21 protein-coding genes and 2 tRNA genes are annotated in these 22,026 nt (G+C 66.5%); 7 read left to right on the forward strand and 16 right to left on the reverse strand.

Annotation, left to right across the window (positions count from 1 at the left end; translation table 11 throughout):
• Window positions 1–47: 47 nt before the first annotated feature.
• The 3 genes from ACRDTL_RS16955 to ACRDTL_RS16965 are packed head-to-tail and all read right to left on the reverse strand — an operon-like array spanning window position 48 to window position 4,737.
• Entirely contained in the window at window positions 48–761 is a 714-nt protein-coding gene (locus ACRDTL_RS16955) for an HNH endonuclease family protein (protein ID WP_431507868.1), read from the reverse strand.
• Window positions 758–3,010: an ATP-dependent DNA helicase RecG gene (gene recG, locus ACRDTL_RS16960; protein ID WP_431507869.1), complete on the reverse strand. Its 2,253-nt coding sequence runs from the start codon at window positions 3,008–3,010 to the stop codon at window positions 758–760. The genes ACRDTL_RS16955 and recG overlap by 4 nt, the downstream gene beginning before the upstream one ends.
• A 2-nt stretch (window positions 3,011–3,012) precedes the next feature.
• Window positions 3,013–4,737, reverse strand: a complete 1,725-nt coding sequence (locus ACRDTL_RS16965) for a DAK2 domain-containing protein (protein WP_431507870.1) — start codon at window positions 4,735–4,737, stop codon at window positions 3,013–3,015.
• 144 nt (window positions 4,738–4,881) lie between these two features.
• Between ACRDTL_RS16965 and rpmB the strand changes: the two genes are divergently transcribed.
• Entirely contained in the window at window positions 4,882–5,076 is a 195-nt protein-coding gene (gene rpmB, locus ACRDTL_RS16970) for a 50S ribosomal protein L28 (protein ID WP_431507871.1), read from the forward strand.
• Between the two features lie 8 nt (window positions 5,077–5,084).
• Here rpmB and ACRDTL_RS16975 read toward each other — a convergent pair whose 3' ends face one another.
• Genes ACRDTL_RS16975 through ACRDTL_RS16985 form a run of 3 tightly spaced genes read right to left on the reverse strand, consistent with a single transcriptional unit; the run spans window position 5,085 to window position 7,034 of the window.
• On the reverse strand, window positions 5,085–5,768 hold the full coding sequence (locus ACRDTL_RS16975; RefSeq protein WP_431507872.1) for a uracil-DNA glycosylase: 684 nt from the start codon (window positions 5,766–5,768) through the stop codon (window positions 5,085–5,087).
• Window positions 5,765–6,055 carry a DUF1330 domain-containing protein gene (locus ACRDTL_RS16980; RefSeq protein WP_431507873.1) on the reverse strand — a complete coding sequence of 97 codons (291 nt, stop codon included), beginning with the start codon at window positions 6,053–6,055 and terminating at the stop codon, window positions 5,765–5,767. Before ACRDTL_RS16980 ends, ACRDTL_RS16975 begins: the two co-directional genes overlap by 4 nt.
• Before the next feature lie 4 nt (window positions 6,056–6,059).
• Window positions 6,060–7,034 carry a thiamine-phosphate kinase gene (locus ACRDTL_RS16985; protein ID WP_431507874.1) on the reverse strand — a complete coding sequence of 325 codons (975 nt, stop codon included), beginning with the start codon at window positions 7,032–7,034 and terminating at the stop codon, window positions 6,060–6,062.
• A gap of 23 nt (window positions 7,035–7,057) precedes the next feature.
• Between ACRDTL_RS16985 and ACRDTL_RS16990 the strand changes: the two genes are divergently transcribed.
• Window positions 7,058–7,582 (forward strand): DUF3515 domain-containing protein, encoded by a 525-nt coding sequence (locus ACRDTL_RS16990; RefSeq protein ID WP_431507875.1) that lies wholly within the window; start codon window positions 7,058–7,060, stop codon window positions 7,580–7,582.
• Between the two features lie 149 nt (window positions 7,583–7,731).
• Here the strand turns inward: ACRDTL_RS16990 and ACRDTL_RS16995 are convergent, their stop codons facing one another.
• Genes ACRDTL_RS16995 through ACRDTL_RS17005 form a run of 3 tightly spaced genes read right to left on the reverse strand, consistent with a single transcriptional unit; the run spans window position 7,732 to window position 10,985 of the window.
• Window positions 7,732–8,844 (reverse strand): D-alanine--D-alanine ligase family protein, encoded by a 1,113-nt coding sequence (locus ACRDTL_RS16995; RefSeq protein WP_431507909.1) that lies wholly within the window; start codon window positions 8,842–8,844, stop codon window positions 7,732–7,734.
• Window positions 8,845–8,871: 27 nt separating this feature from the next.
• Window positions 8,872–9,978, reverse strand: a complete 1,107-nt coding sequence (locus tag ACRDTL_RS17000; RefSeq protein WP_431507876.1) for a cystathionine gamma-lyase — start codon at window positions 9,976–9,978, stop codon at window positions 8,872–8,874.
• Entirely contained in the window at window positions 9,975–10,985 is a 1,011-nt protein-coding gene (locus tag ACRDTL_RS17005) for an NAD(P)H-dependent glycerol-3-phosphate dehydrogenase (RefSeq protein ID WP_431507910.1), read from the reverse strand. The genes ACRDTL_RS17000 and ACRDTL_RS17005 overlap by 4 nt, the downstream gene beginning before the upstream one ends.
• A gap of 92 nt (window positions 10,986–11,077) precedes the next feature.
• On the opposite strand from ACRDTL_RS17005, the gene cofC reads away from it, so the two are divergent.
• The 3 genes from cofC (at window position 11,078) to ACRDTL_RS17020 (ending at window position 15,084) form a co-directional block, all read left to right on the forward strand.
• On the forward strand, window positions 11,078–11,725 hold the full coding sequence (gene cofC, locus ACRDTL_RS17010; RefSeq protein ID WP_431507877.1) for a 2-phospho-L-lactate guanylyltransferase: 648 nt from the start codon (window positions 11,078–11,080) through the stop codon (window positions 11,723–11,725).
• A gap of 62 nt (window positions 11,726–11,787) precedes the next feature.
• Window positions 11,788–14,019 carry an RNA degradosome polyphosphate kinase gene (locus ACRDTL_RS17015; protein WP_431507911.1) on the forward strand — a complete coding sequence of 744 codons (2,232 nt, stop codon included), beginning with the start codon at window positions 11,788–11,790 and terminating at the stop codon, window positions 14,017–14,019.
• Window positions 14,020–14,085: 66 nt separating this feature from the next.
• The gene (locus tag ACRDTL_RS17020) at window positions 14,086–15,084 is read left to right on the forward strand and encodes an NUDIX hydrolase (RefSeq protein ID WP_431507878.1); all 999 of its coding nucleotides are present in this window, start codon (window positions 14,086–14,088) and stop codon (window positions 15,082–15,084) included.
• Window positions 15,085–15,141: 57 nt separating this feature from the next.
• Here the strand turns inward: ACRDTL_RS17020 and ACRDTL_RS17025 are convergent, their stop codons facing one another.
• From ACRDTL_RS17025 to leuC, 3 genes are all read right to left on the reverse strand, one after another.
• A complete protein-coding gene (locus ACRDTL_RS17025) occupies window positions 15,142–15,822 on the reverse strand; it encodes an HU family DNA-binding protein (RefSeq protein WP_431507879.1) in 681 nt (226 codons plus the stop codon).
• 189 nt (window positions 15,823–16,011) lie between these two features.
• A complete protein-coding gene (gene leuD / locus ACRDTL_RS17030; protein ID WP_431507880.1) occupies window positions 16,012–16,608 on the reverse strand; it encodes a 3-isopropylmalate dehydratase small subunit in 597 nt (198 codons plus the stop codon).
• A 22-nt stretch (window positions 16,609–16,630) separates the two neighbouring features.
• On the reverse strand, window positions 16,631–18,064 hold the full coding sequence (leuC, locus tag ACRDTL_RS17035) for a 3-isopropylmalate dehydratase large subunit (protein ID WP_431507881.1): 1,434 nt from the start codon (window positions 18,062–18,064) through the stop codon (window positions 16,631–16,633).
• A gap of 44 nt (window positions 18,065–18,108) precedes the next feature.
• Between leuC and ACRDTL_RS17040 the strand changes: the two genes are divergently transcribed.
• Together ACRDTL_RS17040 and ACRDTL_RS17045 are read left to right on the forward strand one after the other, a co-directional pair.
• Window positions 18,109–18,810: an IclR family transcriptional regulator gene (locus ACRDTL_RS17040; RefSeq protein ID WP_431507882.1), complete on the forward strand. Its 702-nt coding sequence runs from the start codon at window positions 18,109–18,111 to the stop codon at window positions 18,808–18,810.
• Window positions 18,811–18,823: 13 nt separating this feature from the next.
• Window positions 18,824–19,324, forward strand: a complete 501-nt coding sequence (locus ACRDTL_RS17045) for a PPOX class F420-dependent oxidoreductase (protein WP_431507883.1) — start codon at window positions 18,824–18,826, stop codon at window positions 19,322–19,324.
• A gap of 63 nt (window positions 19,325–19,387) precedes the next feature.
• On the opposite strand, the gene ACRDTL_RS17050 is transcribed toward ACRDTL_RS17045, so the two are convergent.
• The 4 genes from ACRDTL_RS17050 to ACRDTL_RS17065 form a co-directional block, all read right to left on the reverse strand.
• A tRNA-Glu gene (locus ACRDTL_RS17050) sits at window positions 19,388–19,460 on the reverse strand.
• Between the two features lie 72 nt (window positions 19,461–19,532).
• A tRNA-Gln gene (locus ACRDTL_RS17055) sits at window positions 19,533–19,604 on the reverse strand.
• A 121-nt stretch (window positions 19,605–19,725) separates the two neighbouring features.
• Entirely contained in the window at window positions 19,726–21,189 is a 1,464-nt protein-coding gene (gltX, locus tag ACRDTL_RS17060) for a glutamate--tRNA ligase (protein WP_431507884.1), read from the reverse strand.
• Window positions 21,186–21,974: a fumarylacetoacetate hydrolase family protein gene (locus ACRDTL_RS17065; protein ID WP_431507885.1), complete on the reverse strand. Its 789-nt coding sequence runs from the start codon at window positions 21,972–21,974 to the stop codon at window positions 21,186–21,188. The genes gltX and ACRDTL_RS17065 overlap by 4 nt, the downstream gene beginning before the upstream one ends.
• Window positions 21,975–22,026 lie beyond the last annotated feature (52 nt).

Raw genomic sequence — 22,026 nt, forward strand, 5'->3', positions numbered from 1 at the left:
GCTGACCTACACGGGGGCATAGCTTCTATCTGTCCACCGCCCGGAACTTATCCCGTTGGACAGGTGGCGGCCGCCTGACGCAATACATCCGCCGACGGCTGGTCGACGGGCAGCGCGTAGCCGCGCAAGACGTCGATGAACTGCATGCCGTACTGGCACCAGAATGCTTGGTTGGGTGGCATCCACCGCGCCGGCTGCGAATCACTCTTGTCCTCGTTGGGTTGTCCGCCCACGGCCAGCAGGTTGGCCGGATCGTTGGCGAAGCGCACCCGTTCGGGGAACGGCCAGTCGTAGGCACCCATGTCCCAGGCAAGCGCCAGAGGGACGATGTGGTCGATCTGCACCGACGCGCCGACTCGGGCACCGCGCTGAAAGTCGATGGTGGCGTTGGTGTACGGGTCGTGCAACGTGCCGGTCGCGACGGCATCGGGGCAGCGTTTGATCGACACGTATGTCTTGTCGACGAGATCACGGTTGAGGATGTCGTCGCGGGTGTCGCAGCCGTTGTGCCCGCCGGGCGCGTCGTTGTCATCGGTCCAGGCGTCACCGAACGCGGCACGGCGGTAGTCGTAGCGATGAATCCTCGCCGGCACCACCACGATTCCGGCCAGCACGTCGGTGCCGGGCGCCACCGTCGGAATGTCAGCGCGCGCGGCGAACTCGTCCGCGCGGTCCACCTCGGTCGATGTCAGCACCTGGTAGGCGACCACCACCGCGAGCACGGCGGTCACCGACAACGACAGCAGCGTTTTGCGGGTCATGATTTGTCCAGGTACTCGATGCGCTCGGTCCCGCTGAACGGTGCCGCCAGCAACGCCATGCCGACATCTGACGGGTTCTCCGCATAGATCCGTTCGCAAATCTCGCGCGCGATCTCAATGACTTGGCGGTGCTTGGCCAGCGACAGCAGCCGTAGGGTGATGGGGTGCCCGGATTGACTGCGGCCCAGGATATCTCCTTCATGACGCTCTTTGAGATCAAGATCGGCCAGCGCGAAGCCGTCCAGGGTGCTCGCCACTGCGCGCAGTCGGCGGCCGGCTCCCGAATCCGGCGCGGTCCAGCTCACCAGCAGGCACAGGCTGGCATGTGCGCCGCGGCCGATGCGGCCGCGCAGCTGATGCAACTGGCTGATGCCGAACCGGTCAGCGTCCATGATCAACATCACGGTCGCGTTGGCGACATCGACACCGACCTCGATCACGGTGGTGCACACCAGCACATCGATCTGGCCGGCCCGAAACGCCGTCATCACGGCGTCCTTCTCCTCGGCGGGCAACCGACCATGCATAAGGCCCAGCCGCAGGCCGGCCAGCTGATGACTGCGTAACCGGTTGAACAGCTCTACCGCTGTCGCCGAAGGTCTTCCACCCTCCTCGGTCTGGCCGCTGTCATCGGTCTCGTCGATCCGGGGCGCCACCACATAGGCTTGCCGCCCCGCGGAGACCTCCTCGATGATGCGCTGCCACCCGCGGTCCAACCATGTCGGCTGGTCTTTGATGAAGATGGTGTTGGTGCTGATCGGCTGTCGTCCGCGCGGAAGTTCGCGCAGTGTCGCCGTCTCCAGGTCACCATAGACGGTCAGCGCGACCGTACGCGGTATCGGCGTCGCAGTCATCACCAGCAGGTGCGGTGTGATACCAGCAGGAGCCTTGGCCCGCAACTGGTCTCGCTGCTCGACACCGAACCGGTGTTGCTCGTCGACGACCACCATGCCCAGCCGGTAAAACTCGACCGAGTCCTGCAGCAGGGCGTGGGTGCCGATGACGATACCGGCCAGACCGCTGGTGATCTCACCGCGCACCTGGTCCTTCTGCGCCGCTGACATCGAGCCGGTGAGCAGCGCTACCCGGGTGGCGTCGTCGGCGCCGCCAAGTTGACCACCCATCGCCAGCGGGCCCAGCACGTCGTGGATTGATCGGATATGCTGTGCGGCAAGAACTTCCGTCGGTGCTAACAGCGCGCATTGGTAGCCGGCATCGACCATCTGCAGCATCACGAGCACCGCGACGATCGTCTTGCCCGAGCCGACCTCACCTTGCAGCATCCGGTTCATCGGGCGGGTCGCGGCGATTTCGTACCCCAGCGTGTCGAGCACATCATGCTGGCCGGCGGTCAGCTTGAACGGCAACCGCCGCAACAGTTCTTGCGCCAACCCGTCCGAGCGTGGCGGTGCCGCCGGCCCGGACTCCGACAGTTCGCCGTGCCGACGCGTCACAAGCGCCCATTGCAAGCCCACCGCCTCGTCGAAGGTCAGCCGTTCCCGGGCGCGCCGCCGCTCGGCCTCGTCTTCGGCGAGATGGATCGCTCGCAGCGCCCGGTCTTCGGAGATCAGGCCGTGCTCGGTGACCACCGCGTCGGGCAACGGCTCGGGTATCGGGTCGAGCACCGCGAGTACCTGGCGCACGCAGGCGTAGATGTCCCAGCTCTGCACTTTCGTGCTGGCCGGATAGATCGGGTAAAACGCCCGTTCGAACGCCGACTGCAGCACCTCGCCGCTGACCGCCTGAGATGCCTTGGCGATCATGCGCAGCGATCTGCTGCCGTGGTCCTTGCCGTCCGGGGAGTCCAGAACAAGGAAGTCGGGATGGGTGAGTTGCATGGTGCCCCGGAAATACCCCACCTCCCCGGACAGCATCACCCGGGCTCCTTCGGCGAGCTGCTCCTTGATCCACTTCTTGGCGTGGAAGAACGTGGCGGTCACCTTGTTGCGCCCAGAGCCGATGGTGATGACCAGGTATTCGTCGTTCTGTCGCTTCTTGTCCCGGTCCTGCTTTTGCTGCCGGCGTTTCATGGGCCGTGACAACCTGCCGGTGATTTCGTCGACGAGCGTGACGTGCTCACCCGCCGGCGGCCGCTCTTGGCCGGCACCGCGCACCATCGCGCCCTCGACGTAGCTGCGCGGGTAGTGCCGCAGCAGGTCGTCGACGGTGCGGATACCGAACACCTCGTCGAGCGGGTCGGCGGACTTGGCGCCCAGGACGCAATCCAGCCGGTCGCTCAGCGCCACCATGGCTACTCCACCCCGATCAACAGCACGTCGCCGCGATGCCCGGTGCGGTAGGTCACCAGCTCGGTACCCGGGTGCGCGTCGTGCACATGGGCCTGCAGCTCGGATTCGACGGCGGCCGCCTCCGCGCCGGCGCCTACCAGTGCCGTCACCAGCTCGCCGCCTGCCGCCAACATCAGATCGACCAGCCCGATCGCCGCCGAGGCCACGTCTTTGGCGACAATCAGCACCTCGTCGCCGGCGATGCCGAGCCCGTCGCCGGGCTCGCAGGTGCCCGCCCAGGTCAGCGCCTTTTCGGTGGCGACGCGCACCGACCCGTGCCGGGCGGCGCCGGCGGCGCGCGCCATGGTGTAGCCGTCGTCGACGGCCTGCCGGCCCGGTTCGTGCACCGCAAGCGCGGCCAGCCCCTGCACCATCGACCCGGTCGGCAGCGGCACCACGTCGATGCCCCAGCCGATAGCAGCGGTGCAGCCGGCCACCAGTTCCTCGACGGCCACGTAGCCGTTGGGCAGCACCATCACCTGTGCGGCGCCGGTATCGACCACCGCGCGCAGCAGCTGCTGGGCGCTCAGCACGGCGGTCGGGTCGGCGGCGTGCGGGTCGGGCCGCAGCACGCAGGCCCCCTCCCCGGCGAACAACTCGGCCGCGCCGTCGCCGTCCACGACCGCCAGCACGGCCCGTTCCCGGGCCCAGCTGCCCGGCGGTAGCCCGCTGGCACCGCCGGTCAGCGCCGAGATTTGGATCCGCCGCGGATTGCCGAACGCCAGACCCGCCTCGACAGCGGCCCCGGCGTCGTCGGTGTGGAGATGGACCGAGTAACCGCCGACGATTCCGGAGGTCGCGATGGCCACCGACTCACCGAGCTCGCCCAGCCGGTCGCGCAGCGTGTCGGCGCCCTCGGCGTCGCACCCACCCAGCAGGTACATCACCTCGAATTGCGGCGCGGGTTGTTCAGCGGTGGGCTCCGCCGGTTGCCGGCGCGGCGACGGCTCGTAGACGGTGCGCGCGGGTGCCTGACCGGTGATCGTGCTGCGCAGCGCGTCGAGAAGGACCAGCAGACCGCGGCCGCCGGCGTCGACCACACCGGCGTCGCCCAGCACGTCGAGCTGCTCGGGGGTTTTCTCCAGCGCGATCACCGCGGCGTCGCCGGCGGCGGCGATCGCCGGGACCAGCCCCTCGCCGGCGTTCTGTTCGACGCCACCGGCGGCCGCCTGCAACACCGAGACGATGGTGCCGGCGACCTCCTGACCGCCCATCGAGGCGACGACCAGCCCCACGCCGTGCCGCAACGCCGAGCCGAGCATCGCGACGTCGATGTCACGCAACGCACCGCTTGTTTCGGCGCCCGCACCGGCGGTGACGTCGGCGATACCGCGCAGGATCTGCGACAGGATCACCCCGGAGTTGCCGCGTGCGCCGTTCAGGGCGCCCACCGACAGGGCGGCCGCCACCCGGACGACATCGCCGGAGCGGTCCGTGGAACTGGCAACAGCGTTGGCCTCGGCCAGCGCCGAGCGCATGGTGAACAGCATGTTGGTGCCGGTGTCGGAATCGGCAACCGGGAACACGTTGAGCCGATTGATCTCGTCGATGTGCGTGATCAGGTCGCTTACCGCGGTATGCGCCCAGTCGCGCAGCGCAGCCGCGTCCAGCAGGCGATCCGGCGTGCCCAGCGCAGACCCCACCTCGTCACCTCCTCGCGCCTCCTCCGGTGGCGCCAGCGTAACCATTCGCGACGACGACACAGGTCATGCGGCGTCCGGCGGTTGTCGATCGTTTTGGCGGTTCCGCCCCGCTACGGTTATTCTGGCCAGGTTGTCGGGTCACCCATGCTTGGTCGTTGGCCCTTCTGGAGGATTTGAGGAGTTTCAGCCATGGCTGCCGTCTGCGATATCTGCGGGAAGGGTCCCGGCTTCGGCAAGTCGGTGTCGCATTCGCATCGCCGGACCAACCGTCGCTGGGACCCCAACATCCAGACTGTGCGGGCCGTCACCCGGCCCGGCGGCAACAAGCAACGGCTCAACGTCTGCACGTCCTGCATCAAAGCCGGCAAGGTCGCTCGCGGGTAGTTCCGGGACTACGGCAGGCGCCAGTCGACCGTCTCGGCACCCATTCCGGTCAGCAGGTCGTTGGCGCGGCTGAACGGTCGCGAGCCGAAGAACCCCCGCGACGCCGACAGCGGCGACGGATGCGGTGATTCGATCGCCACGCAATCGTTGCCGGCCAGCATCGGCTTCAGTGTCGAGGCATCACGGCCCCACAGAATCGCCACCATCGGCAGGCCTCGATCGGCCAGGGCACGGATAGCGCACTCGGTGACGACCTCCCAGCCCTTGCCGCGATGCGACGCCGGGTTGCCCGGTTGCACGGTGAGCACCCTGTTGAGCAGCAACACCCCGCGCTGCGCCCACGGTGTGAGATCACCGCACGACGGCGCGGGGTAGCCCAAATCGCTGGCATATTCGGCGAAGATGTTCTCCAGGCTGCGCGGCGGCGGCCGCACCTCCGCGGCCACCGAGAAGCTCAGCCCGACCGCATGTCCGGGCGTCGGATACGGATCCTGGCCGACGATCAGCACCCGCACCTGGTCGAACGGAAAAGTGAAGGCGCGCAACACATTCGCACCTGCCGGCAGGTAGCCACGGCCGGCCGCGATTTCGGCGCGCAGGAATTGGCCCATCTCGGCGACCTTTTCGCCGACCGGCCCCAGCGCACGCGCCCAGCCGTCCTCGACAAGTTCCGCCAGCGGCCGCGCGGTCACGCCAGCCCTTTCGTCAGCAGCACCACGGTGTCGGCTCCTGCGTGACGGTCTTTCGAAATCTCTTGATATTCCGGTGATTCGGCCCACTTTCGGAATGCGGCCTCGTCGGGAAAGGACATCAGCACCACCTTCTCCCGATCCCAGTGTCCTTCTACCACTTGGGGCGACTCGTCGGCGGACAACAGCGTTCCCGGATGGCGATCAAAGACCTCCATGAACCTCGCCTGATACCGGTCGTAGGCGGCGCGGTCGGTGAACCGCAACTGGGCAATGGCATAGACGGTCACTGCGTCACCTTAACGAGCCAAAAGACTCCCAGCCCGCATATCCCTGCCACTCTTTTCCGTCGACGAGCACGCGGGCCGGCCCATCGAGCACCCGCCCGATGACGCGCCAGCCAGACGGGGCCGGGCCTGCGAAGGCGGCGACCAGCGCATGGTCCTCCCCCCCGCCGAGCACCCACGACCATGGGTCGGCGCCCACCACCTCGGCGGCGGCCACCAGCGCCCCATGGTCGGCCGCCAGCGCGTCGGTGTCCAGGTCGACGCCGACGCCGGACGCCCGGGCGAGGTGCCGCAGGTCGCCCACCAGGCCGTCGGATACGTCGATCATCGCCTGGGCGCCCGCATCCGCGGCTGCCCGACCTTGGCCGTAGGGCGGCTGGGGCACCAGATGGCACCGCCGCAAGTCCTCGAAGTCGTCAATACTGTTGTGCCACAAGGCATACCCGGCCGCGGAGCGGCCCAGCTCGCCGGCGACGGCAACTGCCGATCCGGCGTGCGCCCCGGACCTCAGTACCGGTGCCCGCCCGGCCAGATCGCCGAGCACGGTCACCGACACCACCCACTGCGGGCTACTGACCAGATCTCCACCGACGATGCCGGCGCCGAACCGCTCGGCTTCGTCCCACAGGCCGTCCACCAGCGCGCTGACCTGCTCAGTTGGGGTTCGTGGCGGCGCGCCGAAGCCCACGACAAACCCCGTGGGGCGACCGCCCATCGCCTCGATGTCGGCGGCGTTCTGCGCGATGGCCTTGCGACCGACGTCGTGCGGCGTCGACCAGTCCAGCCGGAAGTGCCGGCCCTCGACCAGCATGTCCGTCGACACCAGGACGCGACCGTCGCCGGCAACCACCACGGCGGCGTCGTCACCGGGACCCAGCGCGACCACCGTCGGCTGGCGTCGACCGTGCACCAGCCGGTCGATCATGGGAAACTCGCCCAACTCGCCCAGCGTGCTCACGCCACCTCCTGGCGGTACGTTCACCTACGACTCCGGGGAGTGTAAGCATGTTGGACAGCCACGACGGCCCGCCGCGCGCGCTGCTGATCGCCGCGCTGGTGGTGGCCGTCGGCGCGATCGGCGCCGTCCTGGCGATCGCAGCGACTCGCCACCCGCGACACCAACCGGTCGCCATCGCCGCCTTTCCGGCGCCGCAGGCACAAAATCCTGCTTGCGGGGCGTTGCTGGGAGCGCTGCCGCAGCGACTCGGCGACTACCGGCGCGCGCCCGTCGCGCAGCCGGCGCCGGCCGGCACGGCCGCCTGGCGAATCGACGGCGAGCCTGTCGTGCTGCGGTGCGGGGTGGACCGTCCAGCCGATTTTATGGTGGGTTCGCCGATCCAGGTCGTCGACAAGGTGCAGTGGTTTCAGGTTCGCCAGGATGATCGATCCACCTGGTACACCGTCGACCGGCCGGTTTATGTAGCGCTCACGCTGCCGCCCGGATCGGGGCCCACACCCATCCAGCAGCTGTCGGATCTGGTCGACCACACCATGGCCGCCGTTCCGATCAGCCCGGCGCCCGGCGGCTAGCTCTGGCCGAATAACCCAGGCACACATCTCGGTCGTCGAGTGTGCATCCTTGGATTCCACTGTGCGTCCAGGGCGGAAAAATCGCGAATTTCTCGCTCTCACTTCACTCTCGACGCCATCACCGCACACTCGATGGTCACTCGGCCGAGTCAGCGCAGGCCGACCCCGCGCGCCAGCGCCGTCTGGACCATCGTCGCCAGCAGCGTCGGATAGTCGACGCCGCCGGCCGCCCACATCCGCGGATACATCGAGATCATGGTGAATCCCGGCATCGTGTTGACCTCGTTGATCAGTGGCCCGTCCTCGGTAAGGAAGAAGTCCACTCGGGCCAGGCCCTGGCAGTCGATCGCCTTGAACGCCGAGACGGCCAGCTCGCGGACCGCGTCGCTGACCTCGTCGTCGATCTTGGCGGGCACGTCGAGTTCGGCGGCGTCGTCGAGATATTTGGTGGCGAAGTCGTAGAACGGGTCTTCGCGCCCGCGCACCCCGGCCACCCGGATCTCCCCGACGCTGCTGGCTTGCACCGAGCCGTCGGGGAATTCGAGCACACCGCACTCCAATTCCCGGCCGGCAACGGCGGCCTCGACGATCACCTTCGGGTCGTGGTGGCGGGCCCGGCCGATCGCGGTGGGCAGCTGATCCCAGCCGGTCACCCGACTGACACCGATCGACGAACCGCCGCGCGCGGGTTTGACGAAAACCGGCAGCCCGAGTCGTTCACGCTGCGCGGCGTCGAGCGTCGGCTGCGACGGCCGCAGCACCGCATGATCACCCACCGGAAGTCCGGCGGCCACCAGCAATTTCTTGGTGAACTCCTTGTCCATGCCCACCGCGCTGGCCAACACTCCGGCGCCGACGTAGGGCACGCCGGCCATTTCCAGCAGCCCTTGAATCGTGCCGTCCTCGCCGAACGGCCCGTGCAGCACCGGGAACACCACGTCGACGGACGCGAGCACCTCGGCGCCGCCGGGCGCCAGCGACATCAACTGGCCGGCTCGTTGCGGGTCGGCCGACAACGCCAACTCGGCACCCGATGCCGCGCTCACCCCCGGAAGCTCCCGGTTGGTGATCGCCAGCGCGTCCGGGTCGCCGTCGGTGAGCACCCACGAGCCGTCCGGGGTGATGCCAACCGCGAGCACGTCGAACCGCTGCGGATCCAAATTGCGCAGGATGCTGCCCGCTGACACACACGAGATGGCGTGCTCGTTGCTGCGTCCACCGAACACGACGGCGACGCGGATCCTGCCACCGGAGCCGGGCAGCTTGCGGGCACTCACAATGTAAAGAGGCTACCGGTTGGACGCTTCGAGCCCAGTCAGCGCACGTTGCACGTCGGCCAACAGGTCGTCGGTGTCCTCGATGCCCAACGCAATGCGGGCGAAACCGTCGGAGACGCGGTCGCCCCAGCGGGCCCGGCGATCCACCGACGTGTGGATGCCACCGAAGCTGGTGGCCGCGATCAGCAGCTCGCTGCGCTGGACCAGCGCATGCACGGCTGCGGCGTCGGCCAGCTCCATCGACATGAGACCACCGAATCTGCGCATCTGTGCCCCGGCCGCCGGGTGGGCGGGATCCTCGGGCAACCCCGGATATCGCACCGCCCGCACCGCGGGATGGTGGCGCAACATCGTGGCCAGCGCCTGCGCGTTCTGGCATTGGCGCTCGAATCGCAAGCCGGCACTGCCCAGGCTGCGCAGCACCAACCACGCCTCGAACCCGCCCAGGATCGCACCGGCAAGCAGCCGTTCGCGTTCCACCGCGGCGATCAACTCGGGCTGACTGCCGGCGACATATCCGGCGACGACGTCGCTGTGACCCGACAACGCTTTGGTGGCGCTGGTGACCACCAGATCGGCGCCCAGCGAAAGCGGCTGCTGGCCGAAGGGCGTAGCGGTCGTGTTGTCGACGAGCAGGCGGGCACCGCGACGGTGGCACAGCGTCGCCAGCCGGTGTAGATCCACCACATCCAAACTCGGATTGGTCGGTGTCTCCGCCAGTACCACGTCGGCGCGCCCGGCGGCCTCATAGATCTGCGAACTGTCCGCTTCGATGACCGTCACGCCGACAAGTTCGGCTACGTAGCGGCGCACCTGGTAATAGCCGTCGGCCGGCACTACCAGCGTCGAACCCGGCCTGGCCAGCACCCGTAGCGCAGCGCTGATCGCCGCCATGCCGGAGCCGAACACCAACGCCGCGCCGGCGCCTTCCAACTCCGCCAGCGCTGATTCCAGGTGCCGCCAGCCTGGATTCGAATTGCGACCGTAGCTGTCGAGCTGCGGGGAATCGTCGGCCGACAAATGGTAAGTCGACGCCAGGACGGGCGAGGGTGCCACCGGCTGGCCTGGAATAACCTGAGAGCTGACGGCTTTCAGGCTGCGAGTCGAATCGCCGCTCATTCGGGCTTGGTGCTGCGGCCCAACAGCAGAAGCACGGCCTCGCCAACGGAAAGTCCCTTATGACAGACCCGGTGTACCGCGTCGGTGAGCGGCATCTCGACGTCGTAACTGGAGGCCAACGCCAGCACCGATTCGCAGGACGTCACGCCCTCCACGGCCTGGCTGTCGCACGCCCGCCGCGCCGACTCCATCGTTCCGCCGCGGCCCAGGCATTCGCCGAAGGACCGGTTACGGGAACGCGGAGATGTGCAGGTGGCCACCAGGTCCCCCACCCCGGCCAGACCGGCCAGCGTCGCCGCTTTGGCCCCGACTGCTATCCCCAGCCGCATGATCTCGGCCAACCCGCGGGTGATGATCGCCGCAGCGGTGTTCTCGCCGAGGCCAACGCCGGCTGCCATCCCGCACGCCATCGCGATGACGTTCTTGCATGCCCCGCCGATCTCCGTGCCGATCACGTCGGCGTTGGTGTACGGCCGGAAATACCCGGTGTTCATCGCGCGTTGCAGCGCGACCGCACGGCCGGAGTCACTGCACGCGACGACGGTGGCGGCGGGCTGTTCGTCGGCGATCTCGTTGGCCAGGTTCGGTCCGGAGACCACCGCGACCTGGGCCGGGTCGACACCGGTCACCGCGACAATGACCTGGCTCATCCGCATCAGCGTCCCCAGTTCGATGCCCTTGGCCAAACTCACCATGGTCGCGTCCTGGCTGAACAGCCCGGCCCACTGGCCCAAATTCGCGCGCATCGTCTGCGCCGGGACACCCAGCAGCACGGTCGACGCGCCAGCCAGCGCCTCAGCGGCATCGGTGGTCGCGCGGATGCCCGACGGCAGCTGCACACCGGGCAAGTAGTCGCGGTTGTGTCGGGTGGCATTTATCTCGGCGGCGACCTCGGCGCGCCGCGCCCACAGCATGACGTCGCTGCCGGCGTCGGCCAGCACCTTGGCCAGCGCTGTCCCCCACGCGCCCGCACCCATCACCGCGACCATGCCCTCCAAGCCGGTCATCTCACCCCCTTCCGCCTTCTTTCGATGCAACAGCTGCAGCGGCTTCACCCTAGACGGTATGGGCGAAAAGCTGCGCTGGCAGGATGACCGCCATGAGCAGTGCCGGCGATGCGGGTGATGTCGGGTTGATCATCGCGGTGAAGCGGCTGGCCGCCGCCAAGACTCGACTGGCCCCGGTGTTCTCGGCGGGCACCCGGGAAAGTGTGGTGCTGGCCATGCTGGTGGACACCCTCGCTGCGGCGACACGCGTTACCACGCTGCGCTCGGTTACCGTCATCACCCCCGACGATGCCGCGGCGGCCGCGGCGGCCGACCTCGGAGCCGATGTACTGCCGGATCCCACCCCGCAAGGTCACCGCGACCCCCTGAACAACGCCATCGCCGAGGCCGAACGCATGGTGGTCAAGTCGGTGCCCAATATCGTTGTGCTGCAAGGGGATCTACCCGCACTGCAAACACAGGAACTCGTCGAGGCGATTGCCGCGGCACGCCACCATCGGCGCAGCTTCGTCGCAGACCGACTCGGCACCGGAACCGCAGCACTGTGTGCATTCGGGACCGCGCTTGACCCCCGGTTCGGGCCGGACTCCGCCGCGCGGCATCGGCGTTCGGGCGCTATCGAACTGACCGGGGCGTGGCCCGGGCTGCGCTGCGATATTGACACACCCGACGATCTAGCGGTGGCCCGCCGTCTCGGAGTGGGTGCGGCGACCGCACGGGCATCGGGCTCAGCGCGATGACGATGAGGCGAATAGCACCCCAACGACGAATGAGGTAGCTCTGTCGGTGGCAGCACCCCCCACTGATGAGTAATGATCGCAGGGTGACCGAAATCGAGGCCAGGGAAGGCAGGGACGCCGGCGTCGCCACCGCAGCCGACTTGCGGCCTGACGGAGCCGTGTGGCATCCGGGTGAGTCGGCACCCGCCGCACCACCTGCGGCGACCGCGGCCACGGTCGAGGACCAGCTTCCCGAACACCGCTACCTCAACCGGGAGCTGAGCTGGCTGGACTTCAACGCGCGCGTGCTCGCGCTGGCCGCCGACACCTCGGCGCCATTGCTGGAGCGGCTCAAGTTTCTGGCGATCTTCGCCTCCAACCTCGACGAGTTCTACATGGTCCGCGTCGCCGGCCTCAAACGCCGTGACGAGATGGGCCTGTCGGTGCGCTCGGCGGACGGCTTGACCCCGCGCGAACAACTGCGCCGCATCGGCGAACAAACCCAGCAGATCGCCAGCCGGCATGCCCGGGTCTTCCTCGACTCGGTGCGGCCCGCGCTCGCCGAGCACGGTATCCACGTTGTCACCTGGGCCGATCTGAACGATGCGGAGCGCAACGAGTTGTCCGGGTACTTCCACGAACAGGTCTTCCCTGTCCTGACACCGCTGGCCGTGGATCCCGCCCACCCGTTCCCATTCGTCAGCGGGCTGAGCCTGAACCTGGCGGTCACGGTGAAGCGGCCCGACGACGGCGGGCAGCACTTCGCCCGGGTTAAGGTGCCCGACAACGTCGATCGCTTCGTCGAACTGGCTGCCCGCGAAGGCACCGAGGGGTCCGCCGACAAGGCCGGAGTTCGTTTCCTGCCTATGGAGGAGCTGATAGCCGCTTTCCTGCCGGTGCTGTTCCCCGGCTTGGAGATCGCCGAGCATCACGTGTTCCGGATTACCCGCAATGCCGACTTCGAGGTCGAAGAGGATCGCGACGAGGACCTGCTGCAAGCGCTCGAGCGGGAACTGGCCCGCCGGCGGTTCGGCACGCCGGTGCGGCTCGAGGTCTCCGACGACATGACCGAGAACATGTTGGAGTTGCTGCTGCGCGAACTCGACGTGCATCCCGGCGACGTCATCGATGTCCCCGGTCTTCTGGACCTGTCGTCACTGTGGCAGATCTACGACCTCGACCGTCCGGGGCTGAAAGATCGGACATTCGTTCCGGCCACTCATCCGGCGTTCGCCGAGCGGGAAACGCCCAAGAGCATTTTCGCCACGCTGCGCGAGGGCGACGTGCTGGTGCATCACCCCTATGATTCGTTTTCGACCAGCGCGCAACGGTTCATCGAGCAGGCCGCCGCCGACCGCAATGTGCTGGCAATCAAACAAACGCTGTATCGCACGTCGGGTGATTCGCCGATCGTCACCGCGTTGATCGATGCCGCCGAAGCCGGCAAGCAGGTGGTCGCACTTGTCGAGATCAAGGCCCGGTTCGACGAACAAGCCAATATCAAGTGGGCTCGTCAGCTGGAGCAGGCCGGTGTGCACGTGGTGTACGGGCTGGTCGGGCTCAAGACGCACTGCAAGACGTGCCTGGTGGTGCGCCGCGAAGGTTCCACGATCCGGCGCTACTGCCACGTCGGCACCGGCAACTACAACAGCAAGACCGCGCGGCTGTACGAGGACATCGGCCTGCTCACCGCGGACCCTGACATCGGTGCGGACCTGACCGACCTCTTCAACTCGCTCACCGGCTACTCGCGCAAGGTGTCTTACCGCAACCTTTTGGTTGCCCCGCACGGCATCCGCACCGGCATCATCGAACGTGTCGAACGCGAAGTCGCCGCCCACCGTGAAAACGGCAACGGACAAATCCGGTTCAAACTCAATGCGCTGGTCGACGAACAGGTCATCGACGCGCTGTATCGCGCGTCGCAGGCCGGGGTGCGCGTCGAGGTCGTGGTACGGGGAATTTGTGCGCTCCGTCCGGGCGTGGAGGGCTTCTCCGAAAACATCGTCGCGCGCTCGATTCTCGGCCGCTTCCTGGAGCACTCGCGCATTTTCTACTTCCACGCCATCGACGAGTTCTGGATCGGCAGCGCCGACATGATGCATCGCAACCTCGACCGACGCGTCGAGGTGATGGCTCAGGTCAAGGATTCGCGGCTGACCGCACAGCTCGGGGATGTGCTCGATTCGGCGCTGGACTCGGCCACCCGCTGCTGGGAGCTGGGACCGGACGGAAAGTGGACCGCTTCGCCGCAGGCCGGCCACACCGTTCGCGATCATCAGGTATCGCTGATGGAGCGGCACCGCAGTCCGTGACTGGCCCATCATCTTGACCGTCCGTCCACGGGGTGCGGTGGACCGAAGTGATCTGCAGGAGTTGAGGTGTCGACACAGACCTCGCCGCACCGTCCGGCGGACAGGACTGTTCGCGCCGCCGGTGCAGTGCTCTGGCGGCCCGGCCCGCGCGATCCCGCGGTAGAAGTGGCATTGATCCACCGCCCCCGCTACGACGACTGGTCGCTACCCAAGGGCAAAGTCGATCCCGGTGAGACGGAACCGGTGACAGCGGTGCGTGAGGTCTTTGAGGAGACTGGGCACGGAGTACATCTGGGCCGACGAGTCACGTCGGTGAGTTACCCGATCGAGCAGGGCACCAAGAAAGTGCGGTACTGGGCGGCGCGCAGCCTTGACGGCAGTTTCACCCCCAACCACGAAGTAGATGACCTGATCTGGTTGCGGGTCCCCGCGGCGATCAAGCAGCTTTCCTACCCACCGGATCGAAAGATCTTGCGCCGGTTCGCCAAATACCCGGCGAACAGCCAAACCGTGCTGGTGGTGCGACATGGCACCGCGGGCAGTAAGTCCCGGTTCAAGGGTGATGACGCCAAGCGGCCGCTGGACAAGAAAGGACGTGCACAGGCCGAGGCGCTGGTCGGCCAGCTACTCGCGTTCGGCGCGAACGACGTGTACGCCGCAGATCGGGTGCGCTGTCACCAGACGGTGGAACCGCTGGCGGAGGAGCTGGGCGTGGTCATCGGCAACGAGCCCACCTTGACCGAGGAGGCGTACGCCGAGAACCCCAAACACGGCCGGCGTCGCGTTCTGCAAATCGCCGGCCTGCTCGACGATCCGGCCCGGCATCCGAACACTGCCCGATCGCCGATGCCGCCCGGGCAATCGATTCCGCCGCACGTACCGGTGATCTGCACACAGGGCAAGGTGATTCCTGACCTGATCGGTTGGTGGTGTGAGCGCGACGGCGTTCGCCCGGACAAGTCCCGTAACCGTAAGGGCAGCACCTGGGTACTGTCGCTGTCGGACGGTCGTCTGGTGGCGGCCGATCACATCGGCAGCGCGCTGGCCGACGCCGCGATGACGTAACACGTGGATTCGCCGCGAGTGTTGGGGGCCCGCGGCGAATCCACGTGTCGGATGTGTTTACCTGCGACCGCGCCGGGCAGTCGCCTTCTTGGCAGGTGACTTCCTGGCTGGTGACTTCCTGGCGGCCGACTTACGAGCCGGCGCCCGTTTGGTGGACTTACGAGCCGGCGTCCGTTTGGTGGCCTTCTTGGCCGGCGTCCGTTTGGTGGCCTTCTTGGCCGGCGTCCGCTTGGTGGCCTTCTTGGCCGGCGTCCGCTTGGTCGCCTTCTTGGCCGGCGCCCGCTTGGTCGCGGACTTCCTGGCCACCTTCTTCGCGGCGGATTTGCGAGCCGGCGCCTTCTTCGCCGCCTTCTTCGCCGCCCGTTTGGTGGCCTTCTTGGCCGGCGACTTCTTCGCCGCTTTCCTCGCGCCACTCGCTACGACACCACGTTTCACAGCCGGTCCTTCCGCCGGGAGGCGCTGTGCGCCAGAGACAACCGCTTTGAATTGAGCACCCGGCCGAAACGCCGGCACTGATGTCGGCTTGACCTTCACAGTCTCGCCGGTGCGGGGATTGCGGGCCACGCGTGCTGCGCGACGTCGCTGTTCGAACACACCGAAACCGGTAATGGTTACGCTGTCGCCCTTGTGCACCGCACGCACAATGGTGTCGACGACGTTCTCGACGGCCGCAGTAGCCGACCGACGATCCGAGCCCATTTTCGCTGTGAGTACATCGATGAGCTCTGCTTTGTTCATGCAAACCCTCCGAAATCAGTGGTCCTCGTTGGACCGACTAGTGGACACGGTAAACCCTGAGACGGCTGATTTCCAAGAGCCACGCATAATTTCAAGCGACTTTTTTCAATCCGGTTGCCGCCCTTGGCCGGTGGCGAGCACGTCAAATAGTCCCCATAGGGCGGCGGAATTCGGCCCCCGAACAAGCGGTTAGAGAGTGGGCAGAATACGCGGTTTCCAGATCGGACGAGCCGCCTCGAAAGACTCGATCTGATTGACTTTCCGCAGCGTAAGGGCTATATCGTCGAGTCCTTCGGCTAGCCGCCAGGCGGTGTAGTCGTCAATCTTGAACGGCACCACCACCGTTCCTGTCGCCACATTCCGATCTTGAAGATTGACAGTGATTTCCAACCCCGGGTTAGCCTCAATGACCTTCCACAGCAGTTCCACATCGTCGGATGCAACTTCGGCCGCCAGCAGCCCCGCCTTACCCGCATTCCCGCGAAAAATGTCACCGAAGCGCGACGAGATCACCACCCGGAATCCGTAGTCCATCAGCGCCCACACGGCGTGTTCACGGGACGATCCGGTCCCGAAATCGGGACCGGCGACCAGTATCGAGCCCCTGTCGAATGGGCTGAGATTAAGAATGAACGACGGGTCCGTACGCCAGGCTGCGAACAATCCGTCTTCAAAACCCGTTCGGGTCACGCGCTTCAAATAGACTGCGGGAATGATCTGATCGGTGTCGACATTGGACCGCCGCAGCGGCACCCCGATACCGGTATGGGTGCGAAAGGCTTCCATCGCCATCTCCTCTTGTGTTATGTCAGTTCAAGTCTGCGGGCGCGGACAGTTTCCCGCGTACCGCGGTGGCTGCGGCAACAGCGGGTGATACGAGATGGGTGCGGCCACCCTTACCCTGCCGCCCTTCGAAGTTGCGGTTGGACGTCGCCGCGCACCGCTCTCCCGGTGCAAGTTGATCGGGGTTCATCCCAAGACACATCGAACAACCCGCCTGCCGCCACTCGGCGCCTGCGGCCATGAAAATCTCGCCCAGCCCTTCGGCTTCCGCCTGGGCGCGTACCCGCATCGAACCGGGAACGACCAGCATCCGCACACCGTGGGCGACTTTCCGGCCACGCAGCACACCGGCCACCGCACGCAGATCCTCGATGCGGCCGTTGGTGCACGACCCCACGAACACGGCATCTACCGTGATTTCACGCATCGGCGTCCCGGGTCGAAGGTCCATGTATGCCAACGCCTTCTCGGCAGCCTGCCGCTCGGCGTCGTCGGTCATCAGCTCGGGATCCGGTACCGCCGCCGCCAGTGGCACCCCCTGGCCGGGATTGGTGCCCCAGGTGACAAACGGGCTCAATGCGGCGGCGTCCACATAGACCTCGGTGTCGAATTCCGCACCGTCATCGGTGCGCAGCCGGTCCCAGTAGGCCAGCGCGGCGTCCCACTGGGCGCCGGTCGGCGCATGCGCACGACCACGCAAGAACTCGTATGTCGTGGCGTCGGGTGCCACCATTCCGGCGCGGGCACCGGCTTCGATACTCATATTGCAGATCGTCATTCGGGCTTCCATCGACAGCGATTCGATGGCCGTGCCCCGGTATTCGATGACATGGCCCTGCCCACCGCCGGTGCCGATCTTGGCGATCAGCGACAGGATGATGTCCTTGGCGCTCACTCCGGCGGGCAATCCCCCGTCGACGTTGACCGCCATCGTCTTGAACGGCCGCAGCGACAAAGTCTGGGTGGCCAGCACATGTTCGACCTCTGACGTTCCAATACCCATGGCCAATGCACCGAATGCGCCGTGAGTCGAGGTGTGGCTGTCGCCGCAGACGATCGTCATACCGGGCTGGGTGAGGCCTAACTGCGGCCCGACGACGTGCACGATGCCCTGTTCGATATCACCCATCGGGTACAGCCGGACCCCGAATTCGGCGCAGTTGCGCCGCAGCGTCTCGACCTGGTTGCGCGACACCGGGTCGGCGATCGGCTTGTCGGTGTCGATCGTCGGCACGTTGTGGTCTTCGGTGGCAAGCGTCAGGTCGGGCCGGCGCACCCGACGTCCGGCCAGCCTCAGGCCTTCGAAAGCCTGCGGACTGGTGACCTCGTGCACCAGGTGTAGATCGATGTAGATCAGGTCCGGCGCGTTACCACCGCCGGACGCCAGCACGTGGTCGTCCCAAATCTTTTCCGCCAGCGTGCGCGGCCGCTGGGTATCAACGTCGGCTGAGATCGTCATGTCGATTTCCTTGTTCTCACTATTTGAGACGTTAGTATCTCTTCATGAGACAGGATAGCGGCATCGGCGTACTCGACAAAGCTGTGGGTGTGCTGTACATGATCGCGGAATCGCCGTGCGGGTTGGCCGAATTGTGCGATCGCACCGGCCTGCCAAGAGCCACCGCGCACCGGTTGGCCGCCGGCTTGGAGGTGCACCGCCTGCTGGCTCGCGACGGTGTGGGCCGTTGGCAGCTGGGGCCGGCGGTAACCGAACTGGCGGCACATGTCAACGACCCGCTGCTGTCCGCCGGCGCGGCGGTGTTGCCGCGGCTGCGGGAGATCACCGGCGAAAGCGTGCAGTTGTACCGCCGCGAGGGCAGCTGGCGGATCTGTGTGGCCGCAGTGGAACCGCCTGCGGGCCTTCGCGATACGGTGCCGGTCGGAGCTCGGCTGCCGATGACGGCGGGGTCGGGCGCCAAGGTGCTGTTGGCCTACAGCGATACCACGACCCAGCAAGCCGTGCTGGCCGAGGCGAAATTCACCGATCGAACGCTGACCGAAGTACGCCGGCGTGGCTGGGCGCAAAGTGCGGCCGAACGGGAGCCCGGGGTGGCAAGCGTGTCCGCGCCGGTGCGTGACGTCCGCGGTGAGGTGATCGCCGCGATCTCGGTGTCGGGTCCGATCGATCGCATCGGACGACGTCCCGGCGCGCGGTGGGCGGCCGACCTGCTGGAGTCCGCCGACGAGTTGACGCGCCAGCTTTGACACACTGACTCCCATGGCAGCTCACCAGCGCGCACAGATCGTCATGTCCGAGGCGGAAATCGCAGAGTTCGTCGCCACCAGCCGCACCGGCACGCTGGCCACCATCGGCCCCGACGGGCAGCCGCATCTGACCGCGATGTGGTACGGCGTGGTCGACGACGAAATCTGGTTGGAAACCAAGGCCAAGTCGCAGAAAGCCGTGAACCTCGCGCGCGATGCGCGGGTGAGCTTCCTGCTCGAGGACGGTCAAACCTACGACACCCTGCGTGGGGTGTCCTTCGAAGGCATCGCCGAGATCGTCGAGGATCCCGATGCCATCCTGCGCGTCGGGGTCAGCGTCTGGGAGCGCTACACCGGCCCCTACACCGACGACATGAAACCGGCGGTGGACCAGATGATGCACAAGCGAATTGCGGTGCGCATCGTGGCCCGGCGTACCCGCTCCTGGGATCATCGCAAGCTCGGGTTGCCGGCGATGCCGATGGGCGGCTCAACCGCGCCCGCAACTGTCTAACGCGAGTACCCCCGCTCGCCGAAGCTGTTTCGGCTCGCGGAACAGATGAGTAGCCCCGATGAGTAGCCCCGATGGGATTCGAACCCACGCTACCGCCGTGAGAGGGCGGCGTCCTAGGCCGCTAGACGACGGGGCCAGAACTGATCCGAGCTGCCAGCATAGCTCACGGCGGTAGGCCCACCTAATTGCTTGCGGCGAGCAAACATTGCTGGGGTACCAGGACTCGAACCTAGAATGGCTGAACCAGAATCAGCTGTGTTGCCAATTACACCATACCCCACTTAGGTGCCTAAAACCGCTGGTCAGAAGGACTTACACAGACATTACCGGTGTCATGCGGCCGCTACCGGCCAACCGTTTTGGACCGACGTGCAGATTACCAAAGAATCCGGTCGCAGTGCTCAACGCGCTGGCTGCTCACCGGCTGCGCGCAGCCGCTGCAAGCTGCGGGCCCGTCCGAGCAGCTCCAACGATTCGAACAGCGGTGGGCTGACCGACGCACCGGTGACCGCGACTCGGATCGGGCCGAACGCCTTACGCGGTTTGAGCCCGAGGCCCTCCAGCAAGGTGCCTTTGAGCGCGGCCTCGATCCGCGTGGCGGTCCAATCCGGAACGCCGTCCAGCGCTGCCACCGCGGCATCGAGCACCGGATCGGCATCTGGACCCAACTCCCTGGCCGCGGCCTTGGGGTCGATCGCGTACGCGTCGTCATCGAGAAACTTCAGTAGCTCCCACGCGTCACCGAGCACCACGATGCGGGTCTGCACAAGTCGCGCGGCCGCACCGAAGCCCGCGTCGTCCAAGCCGGTGCGATGGCCGTGCACCTGGAAGTAGTCGCGGAGCCGGCCGGTGAAGTCGTCGGCGTCCAGAAGCCGGATGTGCTCGGCGTTGATCGCGTCCGCCTTCTTCTGGTCGAACCTGGCCGGGTTGGCGTTGACGTCAGCCACGTCGAACGCTAACACCATCTCATCAAGGCTGAACACGTCCCGGTCACCTGCGATCGCCCAGCCCAGCAGCGCAAGGTAATTCAACAAACCCTCGGGGATGAAACCACGGTCACGGTGGGCGAACAGGCTCGACTGCGGGTCGCGCTTCGACAACTTCCTGGTGCCCTCCCCCAACACTGTTGGCAGATGGGCGAATTGAGGTACCCGATCGGCCAAGCCGATGCGGATCAGCGCCTGATACAGCGCGATCTGTCGCGGTGTCGACGGCAGCAGATCCTCACCGCGCAGCACATGCGTGATCTTCATCAGCGCGTCGTCGACCGGGTTGACCAAGGGGTACAACGGCTGGCCGCTGGCTCGGGTCAACGCGAAATCGGGCACAACACCCGCCGCAAAGGCAGTCGGTCCGCGCACCAAGTCATCCCAGCCCAGTTCCTCGTCGGGCATCCGCAACCGCACCACGGGTTTACGGCCCTCGGTCAGATATGCGGCTCGCTGCTCGTCGGTCAGATCACGGTCGAAGTTGTCGTAGCCCAGCTTTGGGCTGCGGCCGGCCGCGCGGTGACGGGCCTCGACCTCCTCGGGCGTCGAAAAAGCCTGGTACGCCTCGCCGGCCGCAAGCAGTTGGGCCACCACGTCGCGGTAGATGTCGCTGCGCTGCGACTGCCGGTAGGGGCCGTAAGGGCCACTCACCTCGGGTCCCTCGTCCCAGTTGAGCCCCAACCAGCGCAGCGCCTCCAATAACGCCAGATAGCTTTCCTCGGTGTCGCGTTCGGGGTCGGTATCTTCCACACGGAAAACGAAAGCGCCACCGGTATGGCGGGCATAGGCCCAGTTGAACAGCGCGGTACGAATCAGCCCGACATGGGGGACGCCGGTGGGCGATGGGCAGAATCGCACACGAACACTAGACGTCACGACTTTCCTTTGCGGACAACTGGGTTGACCAATGTACCAATGCCATCAACCGTGACGCTGACGGTGTCGTCGTCGTCGACGACGCCGACACCTTCGGGCGTGCCGGTCAAGATGAGGTCACCCGGTAGCAGCGTCATCACCGCCGAAATCCACTCCACGATTTCGCCGATGTCGTGGATCATCATCGAGGTTCGGCTGCGCTGCTTGACCTGGCCGTTGACCTCGGTGCACAGTTCGAGATCGGTCGGGTCGACGTCGGTGACGATCCAGGGCCCGACGGGGCAGAACGTGTCGTGGCCTTTCGCCCGCGTCCACTGTCCGTCGGCCTGCTGTTGATCCCGGGCGGTGACGTCGTTGGCGATGGTGTAACCCAGGATGGCATCGGCGGCCCGGTCGGCCGTGACGTCTTTGCACGGCCGGCTGATGACTACCGCCAACTCGCCCTCGAAGTGCACGGGTGACACATTGGCGGGCAACTTAATTGGGACATTTGGTCCGATGATCGCGGTATTGGGCTTGAGGAAGATCACCGGATCGGGCGGGGTCGCGCCGCCCATCTCAGCGACGTGTGCGGCGTAGTTCTTGCCGACGCAGATCACCTTGCTGGCCAGCATCGGGGCCAGCAGTCGCACATCGGTCAGCGGCCAGGAGCGGCCGGTGAACGTCGGTGTGCCGAACGGGTGCTCGGCAATCTCGCGGGCGGTCATCCCGCCGGCGTCGTACAGATCGCCTTCGATGCTGACGAAGACGACGCCGTCGGGGCTGGCAATTCGGCCAAGGCGCATTCGTGAAAGCCTAGCGCGGAGAACCCAGGCGGGTTTGCCGTGGAATCATGGA

Origin of the sequence: Mycobacterium sp., from assembly GCF_050700595.1 — a bacterium.
Lineage (GTDB): Bacteria > Actinomycetota > Actinomycetes > Mycobacteriales > Mycobacteriaceae > Mycobacterium.

Bases quoted from the DNA above. Each gene is read 5' to 3' on its own strand.
- ACRDTL_RS16955 (WP_431507868.1), bottom strand. From the start codon at position 761: ATGACCCGCAAAACGCTGCTGTCGTTGTCGGTGACCGCCGTGCTCGCG.
- recG (WP_431507869.1), bottom strand. From the start codon at position 3,010: ATGGTGGCGCTGAGCGACCGGCTGGATTGCGTCCTGGGCGCCAAGTCC.
- ACRDTL_RS16965 (WP_431507870.1), bottom strand. From the start codon at position 4,737: ATGGTTACGCTGGCGCCACCGGAGGAGGCGCGAGGAGGTGACGAGGTG.
- rpmB (WP_431507871.1), top strand. From the start codon at position 4,882: ATGGCTGCCGTCTGCGATATCTGCGGGAAGGGTCCCGGCTTCGGCAAG.
- ACRDTL_RS16990 (WP_431507875.1), top strand. From the start codon at position 7,058: ATGTTGGACAGCCACGACGGCCCGCCGCGCGCGCTGCTGATCGCCGCG.
- ACRDTL_RS17000 (WP_431507876.1), bottom strand. From the start codon at position 9,978: ATGAGCGGCGATTCGACTCGCAGCCTGAAAGCCGTCAGCTCTCAGGTT.
- ACRDTL_RS17005 (WP_431507910.1), bottom strand. From the start codon at position 10,985: ATGACCGGCTTGGAGGGCATGGTCGCGGTGATGGGTGCGGGCGCGTGG.
- cofC (WP_431507877.1), top strand. From the start codon at position 11,078: ATGAGCAGTGCCGGCGATGCGGGTGATGTCGGGTTGATCATCGCGGTG.
- ACRDTL_RS17025 (WP_431507879.1), bottom strand. From the start codon at position 15,822: ATGAACAAAGCAGAGCTCATCGATGTACTCACAGCGAAAATGGGCTCG.
- leuD (WP_431507880.1), bottom strand. From the start codon at position 16,608: ATGGAAGCCTTTCGCACCCATACCGGTATCGGGGTGCCGCTGCGGCGG.
- leuC (WP_431507881.1), bottom strand. From the start codon at position 18,064: ATGACGATCTCAGCCGACGTTGATACCCAGCGGCCGCGCACGCTGGCG.
- ACRDTL_RS17040 (WP_431507882.1), top strand. From the start codon at position 18,109: ATGAGACAGGATAGCGGCATCGGCGTACTCGACAAAGCTGTGGGTGTG.
- ACRDTL_RS17045 (WP_431507883.1), top strand. From the start codon at position 18,824: ATGGCAGCTCACCAGCGCGCACAGATCGTCATGTCCGAGGCGGAAATC.
- ACRDTL_RS17065 (WP_431507885.1), bottom strand. From the start codon at position 21,974: ATGCGCCTTGGCCGAATTGCCAGCCCCGACGGCGTCGTCTTCGTCAGC.